Source organism: Mesorhizobium sp. M0293 (assembly GCF_040321735.1).
Taxonomy (GTDB): domain Bacteria; phylum Pseudomonadota; class Alphaproteobacteria; order Rhizobiales; family Rhizobiaceae; genus Mesorhizobium.
Genome location: NZ_JAMYSA010000205.1, coordinates 1 through 5,340, shown reverse-complemented (window position 1 = coordinate 5,340; position 5,340 = coordinate 1). Strand labels below are relative to the sequence as shown.

At 59.3% G+C, this 5,340-nt stretch carries 5 protein-coding genes; 2 read left to right on the top strand and 3 right to left on the bottom strand.

Features of this window, described 5'->3' with window-relative positions; genetic code table 11:
• Window positions 1-415 precede the first annotated feature (415 nt).
• Both NKJ06_RS34185 and NKJ06_RS34180 read left to right on the top strand, forming a co-directional pair.
• Entirely contained in the window at window positions 416-2,317 is a 1,902-nt protein-coding gene (locus tag NKJ06_RS34185) for a heavy metal translocating P-type ATPase (protein WP_352635982.1), read from the top strand.
• 438 nt (window positions 2,318-2,755) lie between these two features.
• On the top strand, window positions 2,756-2,983 hold the full coding sequence (locus NKJ06_RS34180; RefSeq protein ID WP_352635996.1) for a recombinase family protein: 228 nt from the start codon (window positions 2,756-2,758) through the stop codon (window positions 2,981-2,983).
• A 61-nt stretch (window positions 2,984-3,044) separates the two neighbouring features.
• Here the strand turns inward: NKJ06_RS34180 and copD are convergent, their stop codons facing one another.
• The 3 genes from copD to NKJ06_RS34165 all read right to left on the bottom strand — a co-directional run bounded on the left by copD (window position 3,045) and on the right by NKJ06_RS34165 (window position 5,067).
• On the bottom strand, window positions 3,045-3,902 hold the full coding sequence (gene copD, locus NKJ06_RS34175) for a copper homeostasis membrane protein CopD (RefSeq protein WP_352635981.1): 858 nt from the start codon (window positions 3,900-3,902) through the stop codon (window positions 3,045-3,047).
• Between the two features lie 2 nt (window positions 3,903-3,904).
• Window positions 3,905-4,264: a copper homeostasis periplasmic binding protein CopC gene (gene copC / locus NKJ06_RS34170; protein WP_352635980.1), complete on the bottom strand. Its 360-nt coding sequence runs from the start codon at window positions 4,262-4,264 to the stop codon at window positions 3,905-3,907.
• 260 nt (window positions 4,265-4,524) lie between these two features.
• On the bottom strand, window positions 4,525-5,067 hold the full coding sequence (locus tag NKJ06_RS34165) for a hypothetical protein (RefSeq protein ID WP_352635978.1): 543 nt from the start codon (window positions 5,065-5,067) through the stop codon (window positions 4,525-4,527).
• Window positions 5,068-5,340 lie beyond the last annotated feature (273 nt).

Genomic DNA, 5,340 nt, shown 5'->3' with positions numbered 1-5,340 from the left:
CCCCGCCGCCCGACCCCCCGCTAAACGAACAACCCACACACCAGCCAAATCATTCTACTCTACCCGCGCCCGCCGTGCGGGGCGGCCCCCCCCCGTACTCGTTTGCCTGTTCCACCGTCGAGCGCGGAATTGTGTCGAAAGCTTTCATGCACTCGCTGGTGCTGTGCTTCTCGATCGGACTTACGATCACTCTCGTCACGTTGGGGCCGCCGCTGCCCTGAGCGTCCTGCACGCGAACAGACGTTGGTCCTGATTCTCGACCGTCGCGCGCTGGGCTCCCTATTTCTCCAGCATTCTCATCATCGCCGCGGGCCTCTATGTCGGATACCATGGCTGGACAGGACTATAGCCGCGGCGGGGGCCTGATGCGCTCACGCTTCAAGCCAAGACCGCAATCCGAGATAGCGAGCCAATCATGAAATCCGAGACAGCAGCCACCGAAAGCGTTGAGCCGGCGCCTAAGGCTGTTCCATCGGGTTGGCGAGTGTTGATGACACGCGAACGTTGGACCGAAGTCGCTCGCATTATATTTACCGGACTGATGGCCTTTCTGTACTGGCAACAGCTGATTCCCATTCAAGCCTTGTGGGTGGCCGTTGCCATCGGCTTGTATCCGCTCGTCAAGACCGGCGTCGTTGACCTCGCAAAAGAGCACAAGATCGGTACCGAAATATTCGTCACCATCGCCACGGTGGTGGCTCTGATCGGAGGCGAGACCGTCGCCGGCGCGGTCCTCATGGTGATCATTCTGATCGCGGAGTTCATCGCCGATCTGAATATGGATCGTGCGCGAGCCTCAATCAAAGACTTGATCGGCTCGGTGCCCCAAGTGGCGCTTGTGCGGGACGCAGGTGGCGAACGCAAGGTCCCGATCGAGAATCTGCGCGCAGGCAACGTTGTCTTGGTGCGGGCCGGCGAGAAGATCCCGGTCGATGGCACCGTCGTCGGTGGAGCGGCTTCGGTCAACGAAGCATCGATCACAGGAGAAAGCATTCCGAAGGACAAGAGCGATGGCGCCGATGTCTTTGCCGGAACCATCGTCGAATCCGGAGCCCTCGACATCGAGACCGAGAAGGTTGGTGCCGACACCACCTTTGCCCGCATTATCAGTCTGGTCGAGAATGCCGAAGCAGAACAGGCACCCGTCCAGAAACTGGCGGATAAGGTCGCGTCATGGCTGATCCCGGTCGTGCTGATCTTCCTCGTCGCGGTTTATCTTTATACACGCGACATTCGGATGATCGTCACTCTGCTGATTTTCACATCGCCTGCCGAACTCGGATTGGCGACCCCTCTGGTGATTATCGCAGCCATTGCGCGAGCCGCACGCAGTGGAATTCTGGTCAAGGGCGGCGTCTATCTGGAGTCTTTGGCCAAGGTCGACGTCCTGGTGTTCGACAAGACAGGCACCCTGACGGCAAACAAGCCCGAGGTTGTCGGCGTGGAGATGCAGGACGGCACGCTTTCGGAAGCTGATCTGATCGGCCTTGCCGCCGCCGCCGATCGGCGCTCGGCTCACCCCTTGGCGAAGGCGGTCGTCAATTATGCCGCCCGGATGAAAATCGATGTTCCGGAACCGGAGCAGTACGAGCAGTTGCAGGCGCGCGGTGTGAAGGCGACGGTCTCCGGACGCACCGTGCTGGTCGGGAATGCATCGTTGCTGCGCGAGGCCGGCGTGCCGCTTTCTGATGCGATCGAAAAGGGCGGACAGACGCCGGTTCACGTCGCGGTCGATGGGAAATTCGCGGGCGTGATTTTTATTGCCGACACATTGCGACCAGGTGCGCGCGAAGCGCTGGCAAAGCTCCGTGCAACCGGGATCAAGCGCATGGTGATGGTGACGGGTGACAATGAGGCCACAGCGCGGACCATCGCCAAGGAGCTCGGCGTGGATGAAGTGCGTGCCAATCTGATGCCGCAGGACAAGGTCGCCGCCATCGCCGAACTGCAAAAGCAGGGCCATCGCGTGGCGATGGTCGGCGACGGGATCAACGACGCGCCGGCGCTGGCACGCGCCGATGTCGGCATTGCGATGGGCGGCGGCGGCACGCAGGCAGCGCTGGAAGCCGCCGACATCGCATTGATGAAGGATGATCTGGCAAGAATTGTCAGCGCCCGCGCGATTGCGCGACGCGCTTACCGGACAATTCAGGAAAATATCTTCGTCGGTGTCGGTGTTGTGCACGTTTTAGGCATTACCGCAGCGCTGATGGGCTGGATCGGCCCTATCCAGGCAGCGATTTTGCACTTGGGGCCAGATGTCCTGGTGTTCCTGAATTCGGCAAAACTGCTGCGCGTTCGAATCCAAGATGTTTAGCGCATCTCTTTGGAGCCTAAGGCGCTTGCAGTTCTTTGGACGACAAATGCGTCCAATTCGCATGGCCCACGAAACCCGGCAACCGCAACCAGAGCACGCTTACTGCTGGGGCGCTGGTGGCGGTGTGCCGCCAAACCACCCAGCCGCATACCCGATCACAAGCAATATCACGATCACGGCTGCCACACCGTACCAGCCGCCTGTCCATGCAATTCATCGTTACACTAAATATCGCGCTGCGCTTGGCAAGCCAGCGATTTCTTCATCCTTTGGTCGTCGGTTTCGTGACGAGCGACCCATCTGATCCCCTGATGACGGAGTAGGCCAAGTAGGGATTCCTAAGAAGCGCGTAGGCCTGTCTGCGGTGCCAAAGCAGCCTCGAGTGCAAATGCCTGTCGGCTGCGCTCGTGTTTCTAGAACTGATAATCAGGATCTGGCCTGCAGCTGCGTGCTCTCAAAGCCGCCGGCTGCAAGCGGCTCGCGGAGGAGCGAGCATCTGGAGGGGACCGACCCGAGTTCCAACGGCTTCTTGGCGAGCTAGACGAAGGCGACATCGTGGTTGTCTGGAAACTCGACCGACTGACGCGTTCACTCAAGGACATGCTCCTTATCCTCGAGAAGATCGAAGGCCGCCGGCGCCAGGCCACTCTGTGCGCAGGCGGATAGAGGTGAGTGTCGATCGCAAATTGCAGAAACGTTGCCAGCGGATAATTGCGCGGTCCGCGCGTCATGCGTACGGATCCATAAGCGCCAGCGTGCTTACATCCAGAAGCACACCAAACCCGACGATCTGCTCCAGCGCAACGTTGCGAGACAACGTGCGCAAGCTTTTGGCCGGTTCGGACTTTATGCGGCTGACCAGGGCATATCGATTGTAGACCGCCAAACCGACCATCGCGACGAATAGGCTGATCTTGAACAGGAGAACTCGACCGTAGCTGTTGCGCGGATCGGGGAACGAGCCAAGCACTAGCCAAGTGTTCATGGCGCCCGTCAAAAAAATGAGCGCAACCGCCACCATACCAAAGCGGGAGAAGCGCCACAGGACAGTTTCCACGCCTGCGACTTCGGATGGATGCCGCTCTGCTGCCGCGGTAAGCAGGCCGAGGGGCAGGAGGCCACCTATCCACGCCCCAGCGCTTGCAACATGGAGAGCTTGATTCAGTGAGCCTAGAAGGCCCAACGCCGCTGCGTGGCCCTGCCAACCCTCGCAGGTCAGTAGCAAGAAAGCCGGCCCGACGATCAATTCGGGCCGCCCCGAGAAACTGATCACCAGGAGCAGGAGAACGAGCGAAAGGCGAACAAACCAAACAGTTCCGAAGTCGCTTTCCATGAGAACGCCGCGCAAGGTGTCAACCATACTCTCGCGTCCGGAGAGCCCGGCCGTAAAACACAGCAGCCAAATTGCCGCGAAGATTGCGGCCGCAAGTGCGAGGGCAGAATTGAGGTTACGGGGTAGAGGCGCAAGCGCGGCAGCCGCGGTTCTGTCTAGCGCATAGAAAGGGAAGAGTGCCGACCCGAATAGAATCATCACTGAGAGGAAGTAGACCCACCGGGCGAAGGCCAGAGTGCCATCAACGTCCATTTCTACGGTCTGACTTCAAATTTGAAATTGCCCTTCACCTTGTGCCCGTCTGCTGACAGCACGTGCCAATCAACTTGATAAACACCCGGCGCAAGGGACCTTGATACAGCTGCCACCATGTCCTTATCCTGCACCGCGATCTCCGTGGTGATCTTCGCACCATCCGGCCCCGACAGATCGATGCCCGAGAATCGAGCCTCAATGGGTTCGCTAAAGCGCAGTCGAATCTCAGTGGGCGGAGCGGCAATGGTGCTATTGATCTCTGGAGTAGCCTGGACCAATCGAGCATGCGCAAGCGCCTGGCCGGATAATGGCACGCTCCACAGCGCAAGTGTGGCGATCAGTCGGATAGTCCGGTTCAACGCGAACTCCTCCCGCGACGGACGGTCATCAAAGACAATGCACTTTCTGACGAGTATACGAATTTGTTGGTGTTGCAGGGCCGCCACTGTTCGAGCTGTTACGAAACTTTCCATTTGCCGGAAAAGTGATGGGAGATCGGGCCAACACGCTACCGACCGCCGAGACTCTCGATTGAAGGTCACGGACGCCGCAAGCGTTTGTAATTATCAGGACAAGCGCGGGCGAAACAAGCGTTGGCGCCCGCGTGACTCCATTTCAGCTACTTAACCGGGATCATGAGATGTGCGTATGGAGTGCCCGGCCACATCACATAGGGCTTGGATGTGTCAGGCTTTGGGTCCGTCGGATAGCCCTGCATCATGTCCATGGCGTTGACGATCATCACATGCGGGCCGGTTTCTATCCAATTGTTGCCTTCCTCGGGCTTCGTCGCATAGGGATCGGTGTTGCTGCCATCGGTACCGCCGGACAGCATGTACATGAAGCCGACCTTGCCCTTGGGCGGTTCTTTCTTTTCCATCCATGCCATCGCCCATTCCATCGAGTTGGCATCGCCGCACATTGGGTCCGGGCCGGGCGTGGACGGGCTGTCCGGCATGCACCAGAAGCCGTTTTTGCCCTCGCGCAGGGTGCGCATGGCGCCCTTGTCATCCGCGGCGTAGACCGCAGCGCCGCTTGCCACGGCAGGGGGTGCAGCAGATTCGGCGCTCTTGATCATCGCAGCGTCGTCGGCGGCTGCGCCTTGCATCGTAACCAAACTGCCTGCCGCCAAAAGGGCAGCGACCGTCAGAAGCCGTTTCATGGCCGTTCTCCGGTTTGAGTTGATCTTGTGCATGATGTCGGACGCACGGCTTTCCAGAGCCGTTTGTCGGTGATCAAACACTAGCAGATTACATGCCTCCGGACAATTTATGTTTTAGCGGTGCCTAATGTCTTTGCGGGGGCGTTATGGTCGGTCCCGTCCGTCCAGGCTCAGGGTGACGTCTCGCTTAGGTGTGGAGCCTCAACAGGTTGTCCTCGGTTAAGGCGAGGCGACTGATGGGCGGTTTTGACTTTAGGCTGCCGTGGGGGCGAT

Bases quoted from the DNA above. Each gene is read 5' to 3' on its own strand.
- NKJ06_RS34165 (WP_352635978.1), bottom strand. From the start codon at position 5,067: ATGAAACGGCTTCTGACGGTCGCTGCCCTTTTGGCGGCAGGCAGTTTG.
- copD (WP_352635981.1), bottom strand. From the start codon at position 3,902: ATGGACGTTGATGGCACTCTGGCCTTCGCCCGGTGGGTCTACTTCCTC.
- NKJ06_RS34185 (WP_352635982.1), top strand. From the start codon at position 416: ATGAAATCCGAGACAGCAGCCACCGAAAGCGTTGAGCCGGCGCCTAAG.